The organism is Acetatifactor muris (genome assembly GCF_024623325.1).
Taxonomy (GTDB): Bacteria; Bacillota; Clostridia; order Lachnospirales; family Lachnospiraceae; genus Acetatifactor; species Acetatifactor muris.
Genome location: NZ_JANJZD010000008.1, coordinates 128,242 through 152,172 on the forward strand (window position 1 = coordinate 128,242; position 23,931 = coordinate 152,172).

Annotated in this window: 25 protein-coding genes and 1 pseudogene; 3 read left to right on the forward strand and 23 right to left on the reverse strand. The window is 45.0% G+C overall.

What is annotated here, in order from left to right; translation table 11 throughout:
- Positions 1-58 precede the first annotated feature (58 nt).
- From NSB25_RS09485 to NSB25_RS09495, 3 genes are all read right to left on the reverse strand, one after another.
- Positions 59-1,102, reverse strand: coding sequence for a helix-turn-helix domain-containing protein (locus tag NSB25_RS09485; protein ID WP_103237541.1), 1,044 nt, complete (start codon positions 1,100-1,102; stop codon positions 59-61).
- A gap of 164 nt (positions 1,103-1,266) precedes the next feature.
- Positions 1,267-1,836, reverse strand: a complete 570-nt coding sequence (locus NSB25_RS09490) for a GNAT family N-acetyltransferase (RefSeq protein ID WP_103237542.1) — start codon at positions 1,834-1,836, stop codon at positions 1,267-1,269.
- 187 nt (positions 1,837-2,023) lie between these two features.
- Entirely contained in the window at positions 2,024-2,923 is a 900-nt protein-coding gene (locus NSB25_RS09495) for an AraC family transcriptional regulator (RefSeq protein ID WP_103237543.1), read from the reverse strand.
- A 117-nt stretch (positions 2,924-3,040) separates the two neighbouring features.
- Here NSB25_RS09495 and NSB25_RS09500 point away from each other — a divergent pair, with 117 nt between their 5' ends.
- A complete protein-coding gene (locus NSB25_RS09500) occupies positions 3,041-4,243 on the forward strand; it encodes an MFS transporter (RefSeq protein ID WP_103237544.1) in 1,203 nt (400 codons plus the stop codon).
- Between the two features lie 26 nt (positions 4,244-4,269).
- Here NSB25_RS09500 and NSB25_RS09505 read toward each other — a convergent pair whose 3' ends face one another.
- The 5 genes from NSB25_RS09505 to NSB25_RS09525 form a co-directional block, all read right to left on the reverse strand.
- Positions 4,270-5,679, reverse strand: coding sequence for a family 43 glycosylhydrolase (locus NSB25_RS09505; protein ID WP_103237545.1), 1,410 nt, complete (start codon positions 5,677-5,679; stop codon positions 4,270-4,272).
- Positions 5,680-5,709: 30 nt separating this feature from the next.
- Positions 5,710-7,668, reverse strand: a complete 1,959-nt coding sequence (locus NSB25_RS09510) for an FtsX-like permease family protein (RefSeq protein WP_242982228.1) — start codon at positions 7,666-7,668, stop codon at positions 5,710-5,712.
- Complete coding sequence (locus tag NSB25_RS09515; protein ID WP_103237546.1) at positions 7,649-8,407, reverse strand: ABC transporter ATP-binding protein; 759 nt, start codon at positions 8,405-8,407, stop codon at positions 7,649-7,651. Before NSB25_RS09515 ends, NSB25_RS09510 begins: the two co-directional genes overlap by 20 nt.
- A gap of 72 nt (positions 8,408-8,479) precedes the next feature.
- A complete protein-coding gene (locus tag NSB25_RS09520; protein WP_242982229.1) occupies positions 8,480-9,460 on the reverse strand; it encodes a sensor histidine kinase in 981 nt (326 codons plus the stop codon).
- A gap of 26 nt (positions 9,461-9,486) precedes the next feature.
- Positions 9,487-10,155 (reverse strand): response regulator transcription factor, encoded by a 669-nt coding sequence (locus NSB25_RS09525; protein ID WP_103237548.1) that lies wholly within the window; start codon positions 10,153-10,155, stop codon positions 9,487-9,489.
- Positions 10,156-10,207: 52 nt separating this feature from the next.
- Here NSB25_RS09525 and NSB25_RS09530 point away from each other — a divergent pair, with 52 nt between their 5' ends.
- Positions 10,208-10,573: a hypothetical protein gene (locus tag NSB25_RS09530; protein ID WP_103237549.1), complete on the forward strand. Its 366-nt coding sequence runs from the start codon at positions 10,208-10,210 to the stop codon at positions 10,571-10,573.
- Positions 10,574-10,769: 196 nt separating this feature from the next.
- On the opposite strand, the gene NSB25_RS09535 is transcribed toward NSB25_RS09530, so the two are convergent.
- From NSB25_RS09535 to NSB25_RS09565, 7 genes are all read right to left on the reverse strand, one after another.
- Positions 10,770-11,681: a phosphotransferase gene (locus NSB25_RS09535; protein ID WP_103237550.1), complete on the reverse strand. Its 912-nt coding sequence runs from the start codon at positions 11,679-11,681 to the stop codon at positions 10,770-10,772.
- A 15-nt stretch (positions 11,682-11,696) separates the two neighbouring features.
- Positions 11,697-12,905 (reverse strand): DNA glycosylase AlkZ-like family protein, encoded by a 1,209-nt coding sequence (locus tag NSB25_RS09540; RefSeq protein WP_242982230.1) that lies wholly within the window; start codon positions 12,903-12,905, stop codon positions 11,697-11,699.
- Between the two features lie 133 nt (positions 12,906-13,038).
- Positions 13,039-13,389: an arsenate reductase family protein gene (locus NSB25_RS09545; RefSeq protein WP_103237551.1), complete on the reverse strand. Its 351-nt coding sequence runs from the start codon at positions 13,387-13,389 to the stop codon at positions 13,039-13,041.
- A 184-nt stretch (positions 13,390-13,573) separates the two neighbouring features.
- A complete protein-coding gene (locus NSB25_RS09550; RefSeq protein ID WP_146039931.1) occupies positions 13,574-14,113 on the reverse strand; it encodes a hypothetical protein in 540 nt (179 codons plus the stop codon).
- Positions 14,114-14,358: 245 nt separating this feature from the next.
- A complete protein-coding gene (locus NSB25_RS09555) occupies positions 14,359-14,991 on the reverse strand; it encodes a restriction endonuclease (protein ID WP_207656119.1) in 633 nt (210 codons plus the stop codon).
- A gap of 71 nt (positions 14,992-15,062) precedes the next feature.
- Positions 15,063-15,356, reverse strand: a complete 294-nt coding sequence (locus NSB25_RS09560; protein WP_103237554.1) for a hypothetical protein — start codon at positions 15,354-15,356, stop codon at positions 15,063-15,065.
- A complete protein-coding gene (locus NSB25_RS09565) occupies positions 15,308-15,694 on the reverse strand; it encodes a hypothetical protein (RefSeq protein ID WP_103237555.1) in 387 nt (128 codons plus the stop codon). Before NSB25_RS09565 ends, NSB25_RS09560 begins: the two co-directional genes overlap by 49 nt.
- 207 nt (positions 15,695-15,901) lie before the next feature.
- On the opposite strand from NSB25_RS09565, the gene NSB25_RS09570 reads away from it, so the two are divergent.
- Positions 15,902-16,081, forward strand: coding sequence for a hypothetical protein (locus tag NSB25_RS09570; protein ID WP_103237556.1), 180 nt, complete (start codon positions 15,902-15,904; stop codon positions 16,079-16,081).
- 187 nt (positions 16,082-16,268) lie between these two features.
- Here NSB25_RS09570 and NSB25_RS09575 read toward each other — a convergent pair whose 3' ends face one another.
- The 8 genes and pseudogenes from NSB25_RS09575 to NSB25_RS09605 form a co-directional block, all read right to left on the reverse strand.
- A complete protein-coding gene (locus NSB25_RS09575) occupies positions 16,269-16,598 on the reverse strand; it encodes a hypothetical protein (RefSeq protein WP_103237557.1) in 330 nt (109 codons plus the stop codon).
- 147 nt (positions 16,599-16,745) lie between these two features.
- On the reverse strand, positions 16,746-17,132 hold the full coding sequence (locus NSB25_RS09580; protein WP_242982231.1) for an HAD domain-containing protein: 387 nt from the start codon (positions 17,130-17,132) through the stop codon (positions 16,746-16,748).
- Between the two features lie 133 nt (positions 17,133-17,265).
- Positions 17,266-17,559: a hypothetical protein gene (locus tag NSB25_RS09585; protein ID WP_146039932.1), complete on the reverse strand. Its 294-nt coding sequence runs from the start codon at positions 17,557-17,559 to the stop codon at positions 17,266-17,268.
- A 513-nt stretch (positions 17,560-18,072) separates the two neighbouring features.
- Positions 18,073-18,798, reverse strand: coding sequence for a GNAT family N-acetyltransferase (locus tag NSB25_RS09590; RefSeq protein ID WP_242982232.1), 726 nt, complete (start codon positions 18,796-18,798; stop codon positions 18,073-18,075).
- A gap of 103 nt (positions 18,799-18,901) precedes the next feature.
- Positions 18,902-19,330 carry a GNAT family N-acetyltransferase gene (locus tag NSB25_RS09595; RefSeq protein ID WP_103237559.1) on the reverse strand — a complete coding sequence of 143 codons (429 nt, stop codon included), beginning with the start codon at positions 19,328-19,330 and terminating at the stop codon, positions 18,902-18,904.
- 436 nt (positions 19,331-19,766) lie between these two features.
- Positions 19,767-20,423, reverse strand: a complete 657-nt coding sequence (locus NSB25_RS29195) for a hypothetical protein (protein ID WP_306817582.1) — start codon at positions 20,421-20,423, stop codon at positions 19,767-19,769.
- A 35-nt stretch (positions 20,424-20,458) separates the two neighbouring features.
- Positions 20,459-22,885: a type I restriction endonuclease subunit R gene (locus tag NSB25_RS09600; protein WP_306817583.1), complete on the reverse strand. Its 2,427-nt coding sequence runs from the start codon at positions 22,883-22,885 to the stop codon at positions 20,459-20,461.
- Positions 22,886-22,941: 56 nt separating this feature from the next.
- Positions 22,942-23,904: pseudogene (locus NSB25_RS09605) on the reverse strand (PDDEXK nuclease domain-containing protein); the annotation flags it as partial.
- Positions 23,905-23,931: the final 27 nt, after the last annotated feature.

The following is a 23,931-nucleotide window of genomic DNA, read 5'->3' on the forward strand; positions in this document are numbered from 1 at the left end:
CTCCTTTCCTCAGAATTTCTCTGTTTCATTTTATCACATTCTGCCATTTCAACCAGCTTTAACCCGGACATTCTGCAAATAGCTTCTGCCATTTCTCATTCCCCTGCAGCCACCCACATGCCCCTTCATCCCGGAAACTGTTCACCAGTTTCTCTTTCAGATCATCGTAAAATTCCTCTCCCAGCCTTCGGAAATCCATATGTTCATAGAGACGGGATTCCATATAGGTGCAGATTGCAGGAATATTTTCCAGAAGCCGCTTTGCAATGTCTGCTGCGGCATCGGCATCCCGCCTGCGCATTGCCGGCTCCAGTTCCCACATGAGTGCCTGATATTCTCCCATTTCCAGGAGCGCTGCCAGCTGCCGCTGTATGGTCACGATCATCTGTTCCTTTTCCGAATCCTTCTCTTCCGCAGCCAGCTGATAAATGCCATTTAAAACCATGCTCATCCTCTGATATCCGGAAAACAAAAGCTCCTCATAAGCCTTGTAAGCTTCCTCCCTCCGGTCCGTTCTGGCGCAGATCTGAGCCTGCTTTCTCTTCTTCTCCGGATCCCGATCCGGAAAATAAGCCAGATATTCCTCCGCCTTATCATATTGTTCCTCTCTCGTATAGAAATGGAACAGTGAATCCGCGGCCCTTTGTCTGATTTCCTCCTCTTTGCTGTCCAGGGCGCGGATGTAGCAGCAGATAATCTCATCGGTATATTTTTCCGCATTCGGCACTTTATTCACCAGTCGCCATGCATCCAGCACCACCGCCATGTTCAGGAACAGTTTCTCACAGTTGGGGAACTGCTCCCGTTTCTTTTTTGCCCATTGGAAGACCTCTTCATAAGGTTCCTTTTTCAGGCTGTCATCCAGCTCATAAATCAGGCTGTTGATTTCATCCTCCGTCAGCGCCTCCTGGAAGGACAATAAAGTATCCAGCGTGATGTCAAGCAGTCTGGCAATGGGCGCCAGCAACATCACATCCGGCAGGGAGTTACTGTTTTCCCATTTGTTCACCGCAGGCGCCGTCACCCCCAGGGCCCGGGCCATTTCTTCCTGTGTCAGATTCTTTTCCTTCCTGTATTTCCGTATCACTTCACCTATCTGCATAAGACTGTCTCCTGTTCTTCTTCCGCCCCTCGCTTCGCTGTCCGCAGCAGCGATTCTCCGAAGTCCGGGACTCCCATTTACATGCATCGGCCTTTGCAGTTCCTATTATAGTGGTTAGCGCAGGATTTCACAATTGAATGGTTGTTAAATCACAGGAAATAAAATTAACTGTTGGTTATAACCCAATAATCATAATAGGCTCTCTGCTGCACATGGCCGATCAGAGGCTCCTCGGATTTCTCAAATCCAGCCTTCCGCAGCGCTTCTATCCGCTCGACAGCATACAGAGCCGCTTTGGTGGCAATGTCCGTACAGCCGAACCAGTCATGGAAAGGCTCCGTAATCAGGGACACAATCTCATACAGCAAGTCCGCTTTCTCATAATCACTTCGCACATCCACCCTCAGAAGCCCGTAGCCGTCATAATAATCATCCGATTTCCTCCGGAACATTTCTATGGTTCCGATGGCCTGTTCCGTTTTTCTGTCAACGATAGAAAAACGCACAAAACCTCTGTACTCATGGTATTCCAGCAGCCAGTATTTTATGGTGTCCTCCATATCCTTTCTGACCGCGCAGTAGAAATTACTGCCGTGGCAATTGTCGCTGTTGAAAAAAGGCAGGGCATTTTTGTCACTGTAAACCTTCAGCAGGTCATCCGCATCCTTTTCTTCTATGAGACGTATCGTAAATCGTTCGTTTTCCAGCACAGGGCATTTTTCGTAAATATTCATTGTTTCTCTCCATCCTTTGTCTTTTATTCATCCAAATCAGGAAATCCGTCATAGAGCTCATTGAACGATTTCAGGGGACCACATCTTCCAAAAGGCAGTTCCCTGTTCGCTCCCGATTCAGGCAGAAGACACTTTCCATTCACAAAAAGGGAGTTTGGTCCACTCCGCTCCGTCACACCAAAGCTTTTCATAACAGCTTATGACTTTTTCTGTACTCACCTGGCGTCACCTGAAATGTTTCTTTGAATTTACGGCAGAAATAACCGATATTTTCAAATCCTGTATCCCGGGCAATAGCCGAAACGCTGTCCTCCGTACCCATAAGCAGCTTCGCAGCCCGTTTCAGCCTGTAATTTACCAGGTAGTTTATGGGAGAAGTATGAATGTTTTTGTTAAACAGATTCAACACACTGCTTTTACTCAGCGTCACAGTTTCCGCTATGTCATCCAGAGAGATCTGCCGGGAATAGTTCTTATGGATAAACTGCATCATAATCTGAAGCTGGGCCTGTGTCCGTACGGAGGAGCGGGGAGCGGATATGCTTTCTGTTATCTCCATATTTTCATACATCATGCGCCATAATTTCAGAAGCAGTTCCACTGTCTCCATTTCACATGCATTACCCGATTCCTGAAGGATGAACACGGAAAGCAATGTATCTAAAACCTCATTCTGCCCGGCATTCGGAGAAAGGGTATAACTCTCCAATGAGGAATTCAGAATCGGCTGTATATAGTTTCGGTATACCAGACTTTCCTCCGGAGAAAGCAGGGCAGGCGAAAATACAATGTTGGGAACAATGGCGCTCTCTGTCGCTTCCATTCTGTGAATCACCTGGGAATTTATAAAAATGCCTGTTCCGGCAGACAAAAGATGCCTGTCGCTTCCAACCAGACATTCCACCATTCCTTTTTCCACATACACAAACTCTACTTCCGGATGCCAGTGCCAGTCAATGCAGTGAAAGTCAAACATCCAGGGATCTTCCACATAATATTGAAATGGATATTCCTCGCTTCCGTGTCGAACCATTTCCCGTAAGGACTCATCCGTTATCGTCTTGCCAGCTCCGTTATGAGGTTTCATCGCAGCTCACTCCTTTGTGAGATTATGTAATAATCTTGCGAAATATTGCATTGTCTTCTTCCTGTTCCCGCCATATAATGTAATTCATTGTAACAAATGAAAGGAACGGATGTCAACATGACCAAAAATTATAAAAAAACTCTGACCGCCTGCTATCTCGGCTTTATTACACAGGCAATTGCCGCCAACTTCGCACCGCTGCTCTTTTTAAAATTTCATATGGACTATTCTATTCCCCTGGGAAGAATAGCCCTTATTTCCACGGTATTTTTCCTGACACAACTGATTGTGGACGTTTTATGTTCTTATTTTGCAGATCGTATCGGATACCGCAGATGCGTGGTGGCTTCCGAATTATGCTCTGCTGTTGGACTCATCGGGCTTGCGTTTCTGCCCGATCTCTTCCCCGATCCGCTGACCGGGATTCTCCTGAGCGTTATCGTCTATGCGATCGGGAGCGGTTTGATCGAAGTACTGGGCAGCCCCATTGTAGAGGCCTGTCCTTTCGACCACAAGGAAGCGGCCATGAGCCTGCTGCACTCCTTTTACTGCTGGGGTTCTGTAGGCGTCATCCTGTTATCCACTCTCTTTTTCGCCGTCTTCGGCATCCACAGCTGGAAATGGCTGGCCTGCATATGGGCTGTTCTTCCTCTATATAATATCTATAACTTTGCCACCTGCCCCATAGAACATCCCGTGGATGAAGGCAAAGGCATGAAAGTAGGCGATCTGCTCAAGGTTCCCTTCTTCTGGATCTCCATTGTCCTTATGGTATGCGCAGGTGCTTCCGAGCTGTCCATGGCACAATGGGCTTCCGCCTATGCCGAGTCAGCTCTGGGCCTGTCAAAGGCCATGGGAGATCTGGCAGGCCCCTGTCTGTTTGCGATCACTATGGGAATCAGCCGGGTTATCTTCGGGAAATTCGGCGACCGGCTGGATCTGATGAAATTTATGATTGGTTCCGGCGCTCTGTGTCTGATCTGTTACATAGCGGCTTCCCTGTCAGGCAATCCCGTGGTGGGACTCATCGGCTGCGTTCTGTGCGGCTTCTCCGTAGGTATTATGTGGCCCGGAACAATCAGTATCTGTTCCGGACGTCTCCCCGGCGGCGGAACCGCCATGTTCGCCCTGCTTGCCATGGCAGGCGACCTGGGCGGTGCCTTTGGCCCGGGTCTGGTGGGCAATATCACGCAGCATGCGGATAATGACCTGCGAAAAGGAATGCTTGTGGGCTGCCTTTTCCCGTTGGTATTGATTCTGTCGCTCTTCCTCCTGAAGTCTCTGAGGAGAGAGAAATCGTGTGAGGATACCACTGCCTGAGGAAATAAATGCTTCCGCGAATGCAGTTATGAATGAGCTTCCCGCTCTGTAAACCCAAAGTCACGTATGGCGAAAGTTCCGGTTCCGGAATATAGGAACTCCATCGCACTTTCTCCCTGAAAGCGAATGACTCCTGTAATGCTTTCCCATTCTTTTCCCTGAATGTCAATGGGGATATCTGTTTTATCCCCGGCGACAATCACAGTAAAAACTCCTTTCGCTTTTCCCTTTATACGGATCTGAATACCGGTTTCTCCTTCAAATAAAAAGTATTTGTATACTGCATGTGCACTGCTGCCAAACCGCTTTATCATATGGGTCCTGACGCCCTGTGCCGTTTCCTCATCAAAATAAGTGCCCTTTGCGCGCCTGCAGCAGATACTTTCAGAGGTATCTGCACCGTTGTATAGATTGGCCGCAATCACTGCCGAATACTTCCCTTTTGCCAGAAGAGGCCCCTGGTTCAGACCACAGGAAGTACATTCCGCCTGGACAAAATCGCCTTTCTCCGACATTGTGATTTTCTCAGCACATCCCTGTCTGGAAAAGGCGGACTGCTGGGTATGCCGATGATAGAATATGTACCAGGTTCCTTCTATTTCCACCAGAGAGCCATGGTTGTTTCCCCACCAGTTACGAAAGACAGTATTACCATTCAGGCCATAATCACCATTGGAGATCAGCACACCCCTGTATCTGAAGGGGCCGTCCGGCGCGTCAGCCGTGGCATAGCACAACTCATGAGACAGTTGGCTGGAATAAATAAAATAGTATTTTCCGTTTATTTTCCGAATGGAGGAGGCTTCAAAAAAAGCATGTCCCTGCAGAGTCTCATCTGTATTCGTATATTTATTAGGCAGAGTAGCCCCAGGCTCCGACAATACCGTCAGCATGTCCGGCGCCAGCTCCACCACCGCCCCTCCCCGTCCTTTATTTCCCTTTCTCCAGTCTCCGGAGCCAAAACCATAATATAGCCAGACACGCCCGTCCTCATCCACCAATACCGCAGGGTCAAAGGGAAAATAAGACTCGCTCCACGGGGACAATTCAATCCTCCCATAGTACTGATACCTTCCCGCAGGCGTACTGCATACCGCCACATTGATGCACCACTGTTCCGGCGGCTTTCTGCTGCCATGGCCATAAAACATATAGTACCTTCCATCCGGTCCCTTTACCACGTCAGGCGCATACATGGCATCCTTCTCCGGATTATTGGGGTCATCTGTCTTCCGATAGATGACGCCCTCATATCTCCAGTCTGCCAGATTGTCACATGGCGCCGACCAGCCCACATAATCGTTCATACAAAACCGATTGCCATGGCTTCTGTCATGGGATCCAAAAATGTAAAGCCGGTTGTCAAAAACACGGGGTTCCCCGTCGGGAACATATTCGTCCAGCGGAAGATAGGGATTCACTGCCTGCTTTTTCATTGTTTTTTACTCCTCATTTTTCATCACGTTTTATTCCGGCAGTACGCTCCGCCGCAGGCTGGTATAGGCCAGCAGGATATAAATTCCGTAAATCAGAAAGAACAACGCCAGTGAAAGCGCCACAATGGCTGCGGGGCTGCTCATCCCTGCCATGATGCCAGGCTCCGGCAGCCGGGCCATGTGGAAGAGAAACGGAGCTGCGATCAGAACCGGAGGGACAGCAGGCATGGTATAGTAGAGGGCAAACTGACGGCCCAGAGCGCGCTTCATCTCCTGTCTGGCCATGCCCAATTTCCGAAGCAAGATGAACTGCCGCCGGTAGCGGTCTGTTTCACTGAGCTGCTGAATGGTCAAAATTGTGGCGGCAGTCATGCTGAGAGCCAGGGCCAGATAAAACATGGGAAATACCGAGATGGCCGTCTGAACCGCCACCTGGGCAGCCTCGTTTGCCTTTGTGGAAACGAACCCATACTCCAAAGGATTCACCTGCTTATCATGTTCCATGGCAGCAATATCATTTAGGACATTATACTGCCGCTCAGATACCGGCTGAAGCGTCTTCGCGGCATAGGCCAGATGGTGGACCGCCAGTCCCGCAGCCGCCTCGTCCGGGACTACCAGAATATACCCCCGGCCGTTCCCCACACCGAAACTTTGGGAGAGATGTTCTGTGTAAACGTTCCCGGGAGTCAACGTAACATTCCCCAGGGCAATCGGCTGGTGGTAGTCCCCCAGGGGCTCTTCCAGATAGGTCATGCAGTGAATCAGATACCGCCCAGGCTCCATCTCTACTGGCGGATAACCCGCAATCCGGCGAAGCGCCGCATAGTCGCTCCAGCAAAGGACAGGGTCCCTGTCGTAATTGTAGTAATAATAAACGGTACGGCTGCTGATGTAATCCTGCACCTGGGAACTGTCGCTCAGGTAGACCTGATACAAAACCGACTGCTCTACCGAAATATTTCCGTTGATATATTCCAGATAAGGACCGGGGTCCTGGTCCTCTCCCTCGATTCCGAAATAGAGATCAAAGCAGGCGTTTTCCGCTGCTCTGCCCCGAAAAATACCGTTGAACACCAGCCCGCTTCCTTCAGTGAGCAGTGTGGCAGTGAAGATAATGGAAATCACCGCCATAACCATTCCCATGGTGGCGAGTTTTGAGGCCAGTGTACGGAAAACCAGCAGGGTCTGCCCCTGATATTTCCGGGCAGGACGTTTCTCGAAAAAGGCGGGAACACCGGAGGCGAAGCTGAGAAAAAAGCCAAACAGAGCGGCAATCAGACATCCTGCCCCCATGATGCCGATCATCAGACTGCCCGCTGTCAGCAAAGCAGTCCCCGCCACCCCCAGCAGGATGGAGACGCCAAACATCCAGCGGCGGAGCTTTCCGGTCCGGATGGCCACGCCCTCATTCTGCCGGTCAAAATAGATGAGATCCCAGATCTTCATTTTGCGGACGCGCTTTCGGCTTTTCCCAAGGGCGTGGAGATAAATCAGGCCAAAATAGAACAGGGTCAGCCCTGCCGCCGGAAAGGAGAGCGCCAGCGTGAAATGATAAGGCAGGCCAAACATGGCGAACAGAATGGCCCGCAGAATCTGGTAGAGCAATCCGCCCAGCGCCAGTCCCAGGACAAGCGCCGCACCGCCCACTGCCAGGTTTTCCAGGAAAAACAGCCGCGCCACCTGCCTGTTGGTCAGCCCGATCAGCACATAGGTTCCTAATTCCCGGCTCCGGCGGGAAAGCATGAACCCGGTGGCATAGCTTACCAACCAGCCGAAAATGCACACAACCACCGCGCTGGCCAGGACGATCACAAAAGGCAGCATGTCCATTCCCTCCGAAAGCTGCCTGACTTCCCCGGAAAACACCAGTCCATTGAAAGAATACAACAGCGCCGCGGCCATTACTACAGTGACAAAGTACACCAGATAATCTCTCGCCTGCCGTCTGGCATTGCGCAGGGACAGTTTAGATAACGTCACTGACATCACCTCCCAACGCGGCAAGCACATCCAGAATCTCATGGTAGAATACAGACCTTCCCCGCTCTCCCCGCAGTAGTTCGTTGAACACCCGGCCATCCTTCAGGAACAGCACCCGTTTGGCGTAGCTTGCGCTGTAGGCGTCATGAGTGACCATCAGGATGGTGGCCCCCATGTCCCGGTTCATGGCAGTCATGATCTCCAGCAGATTTTTGGACGCCTTGGAGTCCAGCGCCCCGGTGGGTTCGTCCGCCAGCAGCAGGGACTGCCCAGCTACCATAGCCCGCGCGCAGGCAGTCCGCTGCTTCTGCCCGCCGGAAATCTGGTAGGGGAATTTGGGCAGGATGTCGGCGATTCCCAGTTTCCCTGCCGCGCTCCGTACCCGGTCCTGCACCGTTTTCGGGTCCATGTGATTCAGGGAGAGAGCCAGACCGATGTTCTCCTCCACTGTCAGGGTATCCAGCAGATTAAAGTCCTGAAACACAAAGCCCAGCCGCTCCCGGCGGAATTTCGCCAATTCTTCCTCCCCCAGATCGGCTATGCTCACCCCATCCAGCAGAATCTTGCCCGCGCTGACGGTGTCGATGGTGGAGATGCAGTTGAGCAGGGTGGTTTTTCCGCTGCCAGACGCGCCCATGATGGCCAGGAATTCTCCGGCCTCCACATCAAAGTTCACCCGGTCCAGGGCCTTGGTGACATTGTTTTTACTTCCGTAATATTTCTCGATATTTTGTACCTGAAGCATAAGCAAACCTCCTTTGCACCTTATGATACACCGGATGCAAAGGAGGCGGTATCGAATTCATATTGATTTCCCTTACAATTCTGTAAGATTCTCCTTTGCGGGAAAGGTCAGCGTAACCGCCGTCCCCTCTCCCTCCCGGGAGACAATACCCAGACCTATATCCAGAAAAGACGCCAGCTTTCTGCACAGATACAGTCCCATACCGGTAGAACCTCCCCTGCTTCGCCCGTTGCTGCCGGTGAACCCCCGGTCGAACACCCGGGGCAGCTCATGGGCCGGGATGCCGATGCCGTTGTCCTGAACCACAAGCTGAATCTGTTTCCCAAGGGGCATTGCAAAGAGTGTGATAACCGGTTCCGCGCTGCGATACCGGGCCGCGTTTTGGAGTAACTGCCCCAGAAGAAACACCGCCCACTTTTCATCGGTATAGACAGTGACGTCCAAATGCTCCGTTTCCACCCGGACACCGCTTTGAATCAGCAGAGCGCGGTGGTTTTCAATGGCCCGGGAGGCAATTCCCCCCAGGTTTGCCTGCCGGAACAGGCAGTCCTGTTCCGGATTTTCTGCCCGTGCGTAGAACAGGGCCCGCTCAATATGAGCTTCGATTTGCGCCAGCTCCCCGGTCAGTTTCCGGCGGGTATCCCCGTCCAGGTCCCGGCAGAGCAGCCGGACGGCAGTGATGGGCGCCTTGACCTCATGTACCCAGCGTTCCACATACTCCCGGTACTCCCGTTTGGAGGCTTCTGCGTCAGATACCGCCCCGGTCATGGCCCGCCCCGCCCGGCGGGTCAGGTCAAAAAGCCGGCGTTTGTAAATGCCTTTGGGCGGCAGGGCGCACTCCGCGAACAGATATTTCCGGTCCAGGCCGTCCCAGATGGCCTCCAGCTCCCGAAGCCAGGCCCGTTGACGATAGAAATCCCAAAGCTGCGCCGCCCCGAAGACCGGCAGAAAGACCAGCAGTAAAATCACCAGAATCCCTGGCTGCGTCCCTGTAAAAAAAAGGAACAGCGCCGCCAGTCCGGCGCAGATCAGCCAGAGGGCGATCCGTCCCATTCGATTTGCTAGAAATTCCCTCAGGGTCATAGCTGATACCCCATTCCCCGACGGGTTTTGATGGCGTCAGACAGGCCCAGCGCCGCCAGCTTTCCCCGAAGCCTGGTCATGTTCACGCTGAGGGTGTTGTCGTCAATGTAGATCTGATTGTCCCACAGCGTCTCGATCAGATCCCCCCTGGAAACGATTTGCCCCGGGCAAGCCATCAGACAGGCTAAGATCTGCAGCTCATTTCGGGTCAGCTCCGCCGTTTTTCCGTTGGCCGATACAACTCCTTTGGTCAGGCTCAGACACAGCCCGTCCCCCTCCAGAACATCACTCGGTTCCGGCCCGCCTCCCGTCCGTCGCAGGACGGCCTTGATCCGGGCCAGCAGGACCGGGACGCTGTATGGCTTCGTAATATAGTCATCTCCGCCCAGGCTCAAAGCCCGCACCTCGTCCACACCGGCGTCCCGGCTGGTGACAAAAATCACCGGCACAGGAAGAGCTTTCCGCAATGCGGCGCACAGGGAAAAGCCATCTCTCCCCGGAAGGCCAATATCCAAAAGAATCAAGTCCGGGTGTTCCCGGGCTGCCTGATCCGGTATATCTGTAAACTCTGTAATTGCCAGAGGCATATACCCCTCATTTTTCAGGAGCAGCGTCAATTCCTCCCGAACAGCCGGGTCGTCCTCAATTATCATGATTTTGGGCATACTGCCATTACCGTCCTGTCGTTTTCCCTATACTAACACGAAGGGAGCGTATTTGTCCAGAAGCTCTTCTGCACATGGTAAAATGCGTCCTGACTTATCCGCCATCAGATCGTTCGCCGTCCTGCCTTCTGACCTGAGAATGCGGAAGCTGGAAGAACAGGCAAAGCAAATTGAAAACGATACTGCACAGACTGATTTGAATGCAAAGAAGCTTACCATCATTAATTCTCAGATAGATATTCTGACCGAAAAACTGGGACTGGATGTCAATAAGCCCGAACATAAAGAAAAAGTACAGTTGCTTTGCCTTCCTCTGGTTGATTATCTTGATCATAATCCTGTTGGCAGCGTCAACGACGCAACCTACAATCTGACTCAGGAATTGCACTTACTGGAAAACAAAGCAGCAAATTCCTGATTCTCAACCGTATCCCGGAGGTATGCACCTTCGGGATATTAATTTCTTATTCTCTTTTTCATCCGTGACGCACTATCATAACCGTTCACAAATCACCGGACTATTACACACTGTCATAATTATCGTGTTCTGTCATCATTCCGGCAATTTTAATCCGGGTATTCTGCAAATAACTCCTGTCACCTCTCATTGTCTTTCAGCCACCCACATGTAAACTTTCATAGATTCTGCCTTCCAGATTCTTCACAAATTCATATAATTGAAAAGCATTTTCCGCACAGTGCACATCCTTTTCTCTTTCAAAATACGCCACAAAAAGCAGCTCTATACATTCCATCACATAGGGCACCGCTCTCTTTTCCATTTCGGATAATTCCAGCCTGCTTTCATACCCGGCAAAAACATTCTCCAGAAATAGAAACCACATTTCTTCAGAGAAATCTGCTTTTTCCTCTTCGCACAGCAGCCCCATCAAAAAGTAACATATATCAAAAATCCGAATATTTCTCTGACTTAAATCAAAATCAATATACCCTGAGAACCTGCCGTTCTCAAACAAAAAATTGCCGAAATGAACGTCTCTGTGAATCAATTGCACCGGCAGACTGTCATACACCATGGCCAGCTGCTCTGTGTTTTTTTCATACGCTTCTCTGCTGATATATTTCCAGTCCGTCTTTTCCAGGCTGCTTTTCACCCACCCGTTCATTTCGTCAAGCAGACTGTTGTCCCAAAGCCCTTCCACATCCTCACATTTTCTGAAAGCCATATGAAGATCTGCAATAATCTCCCCCATTGCGAAAGCCAGATCCGTGTCATTGCCAAAGTGGGAAATGTGCTTACCCGGCAGCCTCTCCGCCAGAAAATAAAAGGAATCCTCCAAAGAAATATATTGCCTGTTATCGCAGGCAGGCACAATTTTTCCTACCGGAACATTCATGCCATCCAATATCTGAAGTATTTTCAGATTCCGCTCCAATGTCTTCTGATTCTGATATTCCTTCAGCACATATTGCTCTCCAATCTGCCAGGCCGTCCGATATATCTGTTTCACTTCACTTTTTTCCACACCCCAGTGAAAAAGAATTTTGGTTATGGTATTGTTCACTGTCGTCTGCCCTCCTCACCTGATGATATCCATATTCTCTTCGGCGCACTCCGCCTGCAGATACCTGCTGAATCGGAGCATCTCCTCCCTGATAACTCTGTGCATCCTTTCATCAGGGCATACATCCGGTTCCCACCACCAGCTTTTTATCCGAAAACATCCCGTTTTCCCTACCGGCTCCGGCTCAAATCTTGCCACAAAACGGGAATTATAGAGAACAGGGATGACATAATATCCATATTTTCTCTTTGCCGCAGGCGTATAGACCTCCCAACGATAAGAAAAATCGAAGAGTTGCTCAAGTAAGGTCCTGTCCCACATAATATTGTCCAGAGGTGCGATAAAGCGTGCGCAATCTTTCTGTTCTTCATCTGTCTGTAAATCCAGAAATTCTTTGCATGCATAACAAATCTCTGAAACTCCTTCCAGCTGGAAAGGAAAAACACGCTTCTGCTTTACCAGCCGTTCTAATGCCATTTTTCGCACATCCCTGTCGCTGAGGAAATGTCCCTGCCACGCGCCGCCATTTTTATCCCACAGAAATCCCACGCTCCGGATTCGCCTTTCAATATACCAGTCCAGAAACTCATCCTGGGATATATCACCTGTCCCCATGCAGGCAGAGGGAATGACCCGCTCTGTCAGGTCAAAGTATTTCTGTGTTCCTTTTTTATCCGTGACACACAATTCCCCTTTATTGTAAAGATAATCCAGCGCTGCGCTTGACAGCTTTCTGTGCCCCCAGCTGCTCTCCCTCGTCTCGCCGATGGAGATGTCCTTCGTCCCTGTCTGTCCATGTTCGGCCACGAATGCTTTCACTTCATCCAATATCTTCAACGCATCCAGCTGCCCGCGGTAAGTCAGCGTATTTATCACAGCTTTTGCATGGGCTTCCCGCACTTTGGAAAACCGGCCAAAATCTTCCGTATTATAAATACACATTTCCTTGTCAAATCCGTCTGTGAGACTGTGTTCTTTGTATAATAAAATATACAGATTCTCATAATTATAGTCATTTACCCGGGCCTGCAGCACCAGGTCGGCATTCCGTCCCACCACATTCAGCGGATCGTACTGTATGCTCCCCAGTCTGCCCATGATCTTTCGAACACCTTCGATGCCGGTCAGCTTTTCACTGCCGTCTATGTTATGATACCGCAATAATCTGCGCCTTATCTCATCCCGCGTGTATCCTTTCACCCCGGTTCCTCTTTTCTGAATCAAATTTCTATTCCTTCTGGCTAACTTACTGGAAATCTCACCACTCTCGCTTAACGTATTCCATTGACATATTCTCCAATATCTCTGGTAAATTTCACTTTCTCTCTCCCGAGTTCAGGCAGCATACGCTATTTCCTCACAAAAGCTTCTCCATCCACTCCTCTTCCCTGAATCCCACAAGCACTGTCTTATCGTCCACTATGATAGGCCGTTTTACAAGCATTCCATTCGTCGCAAGCAGTTTTAACTGTTCTTCCTCGCTCATGGCAGGCAGCTTTTCTTTCAACTGCATCTCTTTATACAGTAATCCGCTTGTATTAAAAAACTTTTTCAGCGGCAATCCGCTTTTCTCATGCCACCCCCTTAACTCTTCGTAAGAAGGATTCTTCTCCGCAATATGCCGGTCCGTATAGGTAATGTGATGTGCCTCCAGCCACTTTTTGGCTTTCTGGCAGGTAGAACATTTGGGGTATTGTATCAACAACATAGGTTTTCTCCTTCTTTTCCTTTCAGGCAACACGATTTTTGAGCAACTTCTTACTCTGAACGCAAATTTATAATCGTAATGGTATTGTTATCCAGCAGCCATTGAACTTCCTCGTCTGTCCGATTCTCAGGAACATCGCTTCTAAATATAGCGCATTGTGCCTGTCGGACAGGCTCGCGTATGTTTATTTTATAGTCAGCTTCCAATCTGTTCCATCGTCGATGCTGATCGTACACACGGTTTCCGACCCTTCATCAAACTGAAATGTATACTCAAATTTACCGTCTTCAAAGCTCAGATAGGTTTCACTGTCTAATGTCATCTTCGCCTCGCTCATAGCTTCCTTAATCTGTTCCCTGGTATATCCCGCATAATTCACACCATTTATCAGAATTTCTCCGGTAACATAGTCCGGATCCCGATAGTCTATCACAACCCGGAATACTTTTCCCTCTTCAAAATTGACCTTTTGTGAGCTCTTATTGCCGGCATACATGGTTCCATAAGTGACATCATTCTTCATGGCATAGAAATTTTCCCAGGAGCTGCTGTCAATCTGAGATTTTTTATCGTAAGAGTACCGATCTGTAAATCCTGCCTCCATGACCTCCGCGACCCTGGTTTTCCCCAGTTCCAGTTCAAAAGTTCCATCATAGGTCAGCACAGTCTTCTTTCCAATAGAACAGCTGGTTAAAAAAAGCATACCTGCCAGTAAGAAACCCAAGCATAATTTTTTCCTGACACACATTGTCCTTCCCTCCAATGCACGAGTGTTTTTTCCTGATTGTAATAATGAACTCATTTGAATCGTCCTCCGGTCAATTTTTATTTGGTAAATTTCCTGATCACTACTCATCTGCTTATTTGGGCGGATCTTTTAAAGTAATGATACCACAGCTTCAGTAACTTTTGAAGATTTGAATAGTGAAATTTGTGGTATTTCCCCTGGCATCGGTAATAAATCAATGCTTAAGAATTATTTTGATTATTCAATTCTTTGGCTTCTTTTAGATCAATTTTAGCCTTATGTCCGTGTTTTTCCAGCAGGAACAGCAGATTTGCCCCGTTCATTAACGTTATAGGTTTACCCTTTGCAAATTTATATGCATCATTTCCATAATTGGATGTTGTAACAAGAATTCCCTTTGTAGCACCCTCATTTATTATAGTTCCATATAAATCCCTAACTGCCGATACACCTACAACATTTGTATAACGCTTTGCTTGAATGACAATTTTACCACCCCTAATTGGATCTGGATCAAATGCAATCCCATCAACACCGCCATCTCTGCTTGCCTGCGTAATTTTTACCTCTCCCCCAATTGAATTAAATTCTTCAGCAAAAATCTCACGAATTAGATTTTCAAAATCCTGCCAGTCAATAGCAGCCAAATTTACAGACTCATCTAATTTATCAGCCACTTCATAGCCATCAATAAATCTTGAATCTTCTCTGCTTATCTCCACCATAGGAGCAACTGGTGTAATTTTCGTAAATGTTGCAGCCGATATTCCTTTTGAACTCTTAAACCACTCCTTTGAATCAATATATTCTAGATTAAGATCTTTGAAACTTTCTCTTGAAACATTTACAGACAATATATATGGTGAAATTGCCTTACCTGTTGATTTGTCTATTGTATTTACTTTACCATTAAGTACAATCGCTTCTACATTTGGATCATTTGCATCAAAATTTCTGATGCATCTTTATCTCCCTCTCTATATGAAGCAAATAGTTCATCAATTCCCTTATTAAATTCTTCTTTATTTCGTAAAAATTCATTCTTTTCCTTTTCCCATTTTTCAAATTCTTCGCTGTATAAAGCAGCAGCAATAGAATTATCACTCGATATTTTATCACATTCTTCTATCCATTTTTTATAATCAAGATTGAATTTCTCATCATTTTCATCTATAAAAGCCTGCTTTTTCTTTTTTGAAATACATGTAAAGAAAGACATAGGGGGATTATATATACTATCTTCACGAAGAGGTTCTCTTGAAAAAGTTTTCGGAATTGGCTTAACAGGCATACAACCGCATCTTTTGTCATATCTTCAGCAAATTTAGCAGCTTTTTCGATATCTCGCTTTTGTTGTTCCTTATCTCTCTTTCTGGCTTCTAATTCCTGCTTACGAGCCTCTGCCTCACATTTTCTTCCCCATTGTTCATCCCATTGTGCTTGAATAGCCGCAATCTTTTGATTTAACTCATATCTATTTTGGGCTGTAACCACACGATATTTATTTAATCCCTGATGACTTATTTCCTGACGTAATGTATAAGTATATCTTGCCATAACTATTCCCCTTTCATTTGTAATTTCTGCACATATAATTGTTATCATTTATAGCACATTTCAGCATATTTTTCCATTGCTTTTCTAACTTGAGTTTCCGCTGTTTTATCCATGTGAATACCGATTGGCAATTGTAATCCACAACTTTCAAAAAATCCCTAAAATATCAGGAGGCTTTCCTGGCCTGACAGGAAGTTCACTGCCGGCATGACCTACAGCATACTTGCTTCCTACAGCTGTCTTCTGACAGATGTTGTTGACCTGCTCCACGAAAGTTCCAAAAAGCTCAACGCTTTGGAACGGCTCACCAGATATTTAGGCAAAGGGGTTCCCGGTATAAAGCGCACCTGTCATCTATATAACAATATCGTGAAACCAGACAGTTGAAAATCTGAAGCCCCGGGGCTTGTAAGAAATGATACTTAGAATACGGATATAAAAAATGCCATCCAGTTAGCATCTCCTCAAAGATCCATTCCTAATCTCATAATGTGTTTTACACCGTCGTCCAAATCAATCGCAATCATCTGATCTTGCAGTGGTCCATCACTCTAATCAACTATTTGGATTTCTTCTATTTCTCTTTATATTTTTTTGTAATAGATAAAGTGTAAATTGCCATAATTGCTATTGTTTCTATCATTACTCCTAATACAGATAATATGATATATGGCGTATTCTGGCCGCTGAGTAACGGCACTCCTAATACAATAAAAATGAATCCATAAGCAATAAAAAGTTTACCAGTTGCACGATTGTATCCCCTTATGTCATTCACTGGAAAAGTCTTAATATTTGCCCAAAAACCAACTGCTTTCTTTGAGAAAAAAGCACTGATTCCAAGACCAATCATAAAACAGCCGAATAACGCCCACACTATAAATCCAATAATTCTTCTGTCCATATTGTTTCCTCCCAGTAAATTCTTGTTGAAGTATACGTTATTTGTTATCCCAATAAAATTTTTACAGCCTGTTTTACATTCTCAAGAGTCAGCCCAACTGTCTGGTCAGGTTTTACTTGATGCTGTTCAATTTGAAGTAAATCAAGATCATCGAGCCCCCCATTCAGTAACATCATTATGCAAGTCTATCCATAAAAGAATTTCGTCAGCTTTCACCAAACTGAATTTCTTTGTTTCTCTAATTTCTTCTGTGGTCAAATTCGGTGTTACTCCGTTTATGTACAAGTCCTCTTTTTCTAATAATTCAACCAGTTTATTTGCTTCCCTACAAAGTGGTTTCAATTCAAAATCAAACCAAAAACGCCATCCCGAGTGAAGAATTATTTCTGAATCTGTCTCTCTTACTAAATATGCTAACAGTTTAATTTTTTCTTCATCAATCAATGTACCATCACTAATTTCTATCTGATGTCCATTATTCCCAAAATTAGAATTGAGTACACCATCTATATCCAAAAATATAACTCTTGACATTATTGCTCCTCTAATTCTCCTGTTTATACCATTTACTACTCCTGTTTACTCCAAAAATACAGAGCATGACCGCCAGCATCATGTATATCTGGCCATTAAAGAGAAGTTCGATTGAATACTATAAACATCATCTTCATGCTTCTTTTAAAACAAGCTCAATATAGTCTATCAATTTTCGTGTAAGCAAATTCCAATCATATTCTTGTATTGGAAAAATCCCATCTTCTTCCAATACCTTTTGTACTGGAAGCGATATTCCTGTATTCCATTCAGAATTATATGGAACAATCTTACCTTGAATAGTATCTATAGCATTTGCTATTGTGTCATTTACCATTGCTTTATAGCTCTTTAATGCCCAATCAGAAGCACCTCCATGCGAGATAATCTTTAAAATCAGTATCATTACAGCATCTTTTACTTTCAAAACATTTTCCACAACCAATACACGGTTGTGCTGATATACATAATACTTTCATTTAGTCTCTCCCCTACATCAATCTCTCCATCAATCTCTCGCATTAAATTTATAAGATTGATTATACCACTTCCGATTTCCATTTGCCACAAAATATAGGCATCGCGACCGTCACATTATATTCATATGCCGTGGTATTTCTACAATTTTATTCCTTTTCGACACCGCTTTCCACTTTTCCATTGTTGCAAAGTTTCAAAAAGGGCTTCCCTACTCTTAGGAAAGCCCTGTAAAATCCAGCTTTTTACGAATGAATTCGTCAGAATTCTATTTACTCGATTATGCTTTTTATTGCGGAAAACAGCGTAAAATCATTGTTTTTGTAGCGTATTTTTATTTGCATGATTTCCCGGCACTACCATCTCTAAAGCAATAAACAGTAAGAGTACTTTTATTGTCTCAGCTGTATAATTCGCTCATCAATCCTCCGCACTACGCTATTGGTGTATGCAGTAAAATATTTTAGCCAGAATCCGCGAGCTGTTGGATTAAAACTTTCAAAATCCACTCCAAGTCTGGTATAGCCTTCTTTCCGTTCTGCTTTGCCACAAAGTAACGTGCCCCTTCCTGCATTGAAGATACTACAAACACCCCTTGTGTTTCGGGCTCACGATTCATAAAGAAAGGGCTTTCTCGGTAATGGCGATATAATGCCAAATAAAGTGGATAGATAAAATGACATTCTGCTTTCGACAATTCGACAAAATCATAGCCGGCACAAAATTCACAATTAATCAATTCCATCGGACCGATAGCATCTATACAGCGTAAACCAAAACCATAACGGAAAAACTGTCGTTGAAGTTCTTCATCATGGGCGTACAAGCAGATTGCATGGGAAACTGCCCCGGTCTTTATCCATTTTTCTCCTGCCGCCTGATACATGGCTGCATAAATTGGGGGGCGGTTTTTAGAAACGGCTGCATTTGCACCCATAGGAGAAAAAATTCCTCTCACATCAGTGGCGCGAAACGCATTGTCAAAAGGTTCACAGCAGCACAGGAACCCTATCATCTTTTCATTTTCAAATGCAGCAACACCCAATCCATTTTCAGCAAAACCGTATAAGTCAGGAATATCACACACTTGTGGTAATTCTTTTACATATTGCCGCTCATCATAGTAGTTCGCAAGCGCAATTTCCATTGCTTCCTTAACGTGCTTTTTTTCAAAGTTTAATATATCCATCAGTCTCTCCTTATTATCTACGGAGAGCTAAATTATAGTCCCCCTCCGTACTTGAATGTATTTAATAATATTTTTCATATCACTTCATCTCCTTTGCATAAAATTATTTTATTTCTATCATCTTTATAATCCCATTTGAGATAACCTCAAAACCTGTTTTCTCATAAAATGGTTCTTTTCCTTTGGCTGAAACGCCTCCGATTGTTGTAAATTTTCCAGTAGTAGAATTTTCTCTCGCATAATCAACTAAATGATTAACAATCATAGTACCAATACCTTTTCGCTGAAATTGAGGCAAAATTATTATTTCTTGAAGATACCAATACATGGCACCATCTCCAACAAGTCTCCCCATTCCCACAAGTTCGCCATTATAAATGGCAGAAACATTAATTAAACCGTTTTGCAGAGCCTTTCGAGCATGCTCCACTGGTATCTCAACAAATCCTGCTTGTATTCGCAGTCTTACAAAATCCTCCGCTTGTAAAATATTATCAACAAGTTTAATCTCCTCACAAACATTCTCGCCCATATTCACCCTCCCATTATATTTATAGATAAGTATCTAATTTCTCTATATCACTTCTGCCAAACTCCTCAAATATTTGCTTTTGGTTATATCACTTTCACTCTTTATTCGCTGCCTTAAAATACAGGGCATGGCAACCGCCATCCCCCACATTCCTTATCGTTCCAACGGCTTCTCAACTTTTATGGCACCACTTTCCACTTTTCCATAAAATACAGCTTTTTACGAATGAATTCGTCAGAATATCCCAAGAATCATATGGTGCATTTGCAATTGCTGTGTCATGCGCACTGTTTATGGTAGCTTATACCTTATCAGAATAATTCATCACCACTCAATCCTTTCATTGAAAATATATACATGAATAGCTATGGAACTTATAATTCTGCAATGCCACTATACAAATTGCATATTTCAACACAGGCTCTCGAAGGTCTGATTAGTTTATCAAACGCGACTCAATTGTACCCTTATTACCTTCTCCATACTGTGCCTGAGCCTCCGCCACCATAGACAAATTCTGCGGCATCTCATATGTATAAGCGCCCGTCTCATCCAAAGCCTTTATATCCTTCTTCCTCATCTCCCGATACACAACCTCCGCCAACGTACTCATAATCGCATTATACTTAGCCGTATCCTCAAATAAACTCTGATACGACTCCTGTGCCTCCATATATCCGTCCTGCGCTGCTGTACCAAACGCTTTAGGAAAAATACTTTCAACAAATATTTGCGGATCAGAGGACTGTGCCATTTTTTTCAATTTCTTATCAGAAAGTAGCTTATCCCTCAGTGCTGACAGAATAACTTTATCCCCCTCTGTGAAATTGCCCTTGAACTTCTCATTAATCTTTGCAATCACCTCATCCAAAGGTGTTTTTTCATCCATTCCCTTGACACCTTTATGCTTTGCCGGAACATACACTGTCTTTGCTTCTTCCAACGCAATTTCACCCTGAAATGTCTTTTGCAGCTTATAATATTCCAGTTTCAGTTTACCCTCCAAATCAACCAACTCTACAGGATCTTTGGGCAATAACCCAATCAGATAAGAGCAGAATACATATTCCCTCTGCAACTCTTTATCAAACATTCTCAATATCTGAGAGATGTAACTATACCATTTAATCAGATTACGAACCTGTCTGCGGAATTGGTATCTTTCGTTCTGCGTTTTTTTTTATAACGGTTGGAAACAGGAAGTAAAATGCTGCTCATTCGCCCCACTGCCCTATCGTCCTGCCTGCCTTTTTTGTAATATTCATTTGTGAAGGCTTCAATATCCTCATCCGAGTAAATACCATACGCCCGCAATTCTCTCTGCGTCTGATACAACAAATCTGCGTTTACTTCTTCCTGCAAGAATGTTTCCTGATAGAATGGCTGAAATGCATCCTTTATTTCCTCCGCCTTGTTTACAAAGTCTAATATAAAAGTATCCGTCTTGCCCTCACAAGTGCGGTTGAGCCGAGATAAAGTCTGTACTGCTTTGACATTCTTTAACTTTTTGTCCACAATCATCGTATGTAAAAGCGGCTCATCAAATCCTGTCTGATACTTCTCCGCTACAATCAGCACATTAAAATTATCATGGAACTCCGCCTTAGTCTGATTCTCCGAGATATGAGAACCATCTTTGCGTACATTCAGCTTTGATTCCGTATATTCCTCGCCCTTATCATCAATTGCACCGGAAAAGGCCACCAGAATATCCACATCATCATATTTCTTTTCCTCAATGTATCGTTTGGTTTCGTGGTAATAACGGACAGCAGCCAGTCTTGACGATGTGATTACCATCATCTTTCCTTTGCCATCAATCTTATGTCTTGTGGTATCTCTGAACGTTTCCACAATAACCTGTGATTTCTGACTGATATTATATGGGTGCAATTCCTGATATTTACGGATAACCTTTGCCGCCCTGCTGGACGGAACATCAGGATTATCTACCATAGTCTTTGCAATCCGGAAACAGGTATTATAGGTCATATAATTTTGAAGGACATCCAAAATAAATTTCTCCTCAATCGCCTGTCTCATACTATATACATGGAACGGATGAAACGATCCATCCTCCTGTTCCTGCCCAAACATTTCCAGTGTGGTGGCTTTTGGCGTTGCTGTAAAGGCAAAAAAAGATAAATTCTTATGTTTACCCTGGGCAATCATTTCTTTTACAAGCCTGTCCTCCGAATCAACTTCTTCCTCTGCTAAACCTTCACGCTCCGCATACTCCCGCAAGGCTTCTTCCGTATCTGCCAGCGCAGTCTTTAATTTAAGCGCCGAACTGCCTGTCTGAGAAGAATGCGCCTCATCCACAATCACGGCAAAGCATCTTCCATTTGCCCTGTCAACTTCCGTGTAAATTACTGGAAACTTTTGCAGAGTTGTAACAATAATGCGCACACCGTCATTAATTGCATTTTTCAAATCCTGAGAATTTTTATCTTCTCCTATGGTTTCTATGGCACCCAACTTATGGTCAAATCCCGCAATTGTCTCCTGAAGCTGCGTGTCTAAAACAGTGCGGTCCGTCACGACCATCACACTGGAAAATACCGGCTTATTGTTTTCATTGAAAAGCGATGCAAGACGGTATGCTGTCCACGCAATAGAGTTAGACTTGCCCGAACCCGCGCTATGCTGAATAAGGTAATTCTTACCTCGGTAATTTTTCCCTGCTCCATTTATCCGTACATCTGCAATAAGTTTCCGAACTACATCTAACTGATGGTAACGTGGGAATATCAATGTCTTCTTTCTCTGTAAATTGATAAACTTCTGGATAATATCCAACATACTATCTTTCTGAAATACATTTTCCCAAAGGTATGCTGTAGGATATCCGTTTGGATTGGGCGGATTCCCCGCACCACCATCAGAACCGGCTCCATTGGAACCTTGGTTAAAAGGTAAAAAATAGGTATCTTTTCCTGCCAGTCTCGTTGTCATCCAGACTTCTGTATGGTCTACGCAAAAATATGCTAAAATTCTCTTATTAAACTGAAAACATATCTCTCGCGAATCTCTGTCGTACATCCATTGAGTCTTGGCATGATCCACATTCTGCCCTGTGTATTGGTTTTTCAGTTCAAAAGCAAACACCGGAATGCCATTTACTGCAAGCACCATGTCCACCGACTTTTTTGTGTCTGCGGAATAATGCCATTGCCTATAGCACTCTACTTCATTTTCGGCATATTGAATCCCTGCCGTATCATTCAATGCAGATTCAGGTTTAAAATAGCAGACTTTAAAGGTAGTTCCTCTATGCTTAAATCCATTTCGCAAAACATGCAGCACTCCGTCCATATCACAGGCATTATTAAAAGCAACACAGAATTTGCGTACAGGGTCTATGTCATTTTGCCGTTCAAACGCCGCCCACTCTCTTGGTTGGGTACGCTGAATAAAAGAAATCAATTTATCCTGATATAAACCCAGCTTGGAATTGTATGTTCCATTTCCTTTTGTATATCCGCCTTCGGCTGATATAAGAAAAGCCTCAATATCTGATTCAAACTGCTTTTCTGTGGTAACTGTTATGCCCATGTTTTTCCTCCACAAATTGATTTTTAAAAAATTGCTACATGTAGCGACTTTTCCTCTTACTCTGTTAATCTGTTATCCCTGAATTCCTGTTCTATCTCCTCAATGCTCGGTAAAGTTCCTTTAAAATCTTCCGGATAAAGTTTGGATAATTCATACTCCGATACACCGATCGGCTCGCTGCTGGACTCCAATGCATATTGCGCCAGAACATTATCCTTTTCCTTACAAATCAATAATCCGATTGTTGGATTGTCCCGCTCTGATTTCAAAATATGATTCGTTGCAGCAACATAAGTTCCAAGTTGTCCAATGTGCGCAGAATCAAATTTTCCGGTCTTTACTTCTACAACTACATAGCAATGCAGCCTAATATTGTAAAAGAGCAAGTCTATAAATTTTTCGGTTTTTCCTATCAACAACCGATATTCCCGACCTACAAAAGCAAATCCGCTTCCCAATTCAAGAAGAAAATTCACAATATTATTTTGCAGTGCATCCTTTAGCTCTTTTTCATTATAACCTTCCGTAAGTGTCAAAAAATCAAAATTATATGGATCTTTTGTGATTTCCTGAGCCAAATCTCCCTGTACCGCCGGAAGTTGATTGTGAAAGTTAGTAATTGCCTTTCCTTGCCGCTCATACAAATCTGTCCCCAGCCAATTTAGCAGCACCGCTCTCGACCAATTATTTTCAATTGTTTTTCTCACATAAAAAATTGCTTTTTCCGGCTTACTTTTGCGCTTATCAATAATATAACGATGATGTCCCCACGGAATTTTGCATAATTCATCCACAAGCTGTGGACTAATTTCTTCTGCTGCATTTTCGTCCACAAGCTGTGGACTAATTTGACTATATAATTGATAAAAATATTTCATGTATTTTAAATTTGTTTCAGAGAAACTTTTCACATTGGGTAGCGCCTCTGCTAAATCCCTACTTAAATTCGCATAAAACTTATTTCCCCATTTACTGTCTGCATGAAGTTCCACAATATCACGCCCCAATGTCCAATCAAATACCCCGCTGCAAGCAACGGGGTATCA

Bases quoted from the DNA above. Each gene is read 5' to 3' on its own strand.
- NSB25_RS09485 (WP_103237541.1), bottom strand. From the start codon at position 1,102: ATGCAGATAGGTGAAGTGATACGGAAATACAGGAAGGAAAAGAATCTG.
- NSB25_RS09490 (WP_103237542.1), bottom strand. From the start codon at position 1,836: ATGAATATTTACGAAAAATGCCCTGTGCTGGAAAACGAACGATTTACG.
- NSB25_RS09495 (WP_103237543.1), bottom strand. From the start codon at position 2,923: ATGAAACCTCATAACGGAGCTGGCAAGACGATAACGGATGAGTCCTTA.
- NSB25_RS09500 (WP_103237544.1), top strand. From the start codon at position 3,041: ATGACCAAAAATTATAAAAAAACTCTGACCGCCTGCTATCTCGGCTTT.
- NSB25_RS09505 (WP_103237545.1), bottom strand. From the start codon at position 5,679: ATGAAAAAGCAGGCAGTGAATCCCTATCTTCCGCTGGACGAATATGTT.
- NSB25_RS09510 (WP_242982228.1), bottom strand. From the start codon at position 7,668: ATGTCAGTGACGTTATCTAAACTGTCCCTGCGCAATGCCAGACGGCAG.
- NSB25_RS09515 (WP_103237546.1), bottom strand. From the start codon at position 8,407: ATGCTTCAGGTACAAAATATCGAGAAATATTACGGAAGTAAAAACAAT.
- NSB25_RS09520 (WP_242982229.1), bottom strand. From the start codon at position 9,460: ATGGGACGGATCGCCCTCTGGCTGATCTGCGCCGGACTGGCGGCGCTG.
- NSB25_RS09525 (WP_103237548.1), bottom strand. From the start codon at position 10,155: ATGCCCAAAATCATGATAATTGAGGACGACCCGGCTGTTCGGGAGGAA.
- NSB25_RS09545 (WP_103237551.1), bottom strand. From the start codon at position 13,389: ATGTTGTTGATACAATACCCCAAATGTTCTACCTGCCAGAAAGCCAAA.
- NSB25_RS09560 (WP_103237554.1), bottom strand. From the start codon at position 15,356: ATGTCTTTCTTTACATGTATTTCAAAAAAGAAAAAGCAGGCTTTTATA.
- NSB25_RS09565 (WP_103237555.1), bottom strand. From the start codon at position 15,694: ATGGCAAGATATACTTATACATTACGTCAGGAAATAAGTCATCAGGGA.
- NSB25_RS09570 (WP_103237556.1), top strand. From the start codon at position 15,902: ATGACCTACAGCATACTTGCTTCCTACAGCTGTCTTCTGACAGATGTT.
- NSB25_RS09575 (WP_103237557.1), bottom strand. From the start codon at position 16,598: ATGGACAGAAGAATTATTGGATTTATAGTGTGGGCGTTATTCGGCTGT.
- NSB25_RS09580 (WP_242982231.1), bottom strand. From the start codon at position 17,132: ATGTCAAGAGTTATATTTTTGGATATAGATGGTGTACTCAATTCTAAT.
- NSB25_RS09590 (WP_242982232.1), bottom strand. From the start codon at position 18,798: ATGGATATATTAAACTTTGAAAAAAAGCACGTTAAGGAAGCAATGGAA.
- NSB25_RS09595 (WP_103237559.1), bottom strand. From the start codon at position 19,330: ATGGGCGAGAATGTTTGTGAGGAGATTAAACTTGTTGATAATATTTTA.
- NSB25_RS29195 (WP_306817582.1), bottom strand. From the start codon at position 20,423: ATGTTTGATAAAGAGTTGCAGAGGGAATATGTATTCTGCTCTTATCTG.
- NSB25_RS09600 (WP_306817583.1), bottom strand. From the start codon at position 22,885: ATGGGCATAACAGTTACCACAGAAAAGCAGTTTGAATCAGATATTGAG.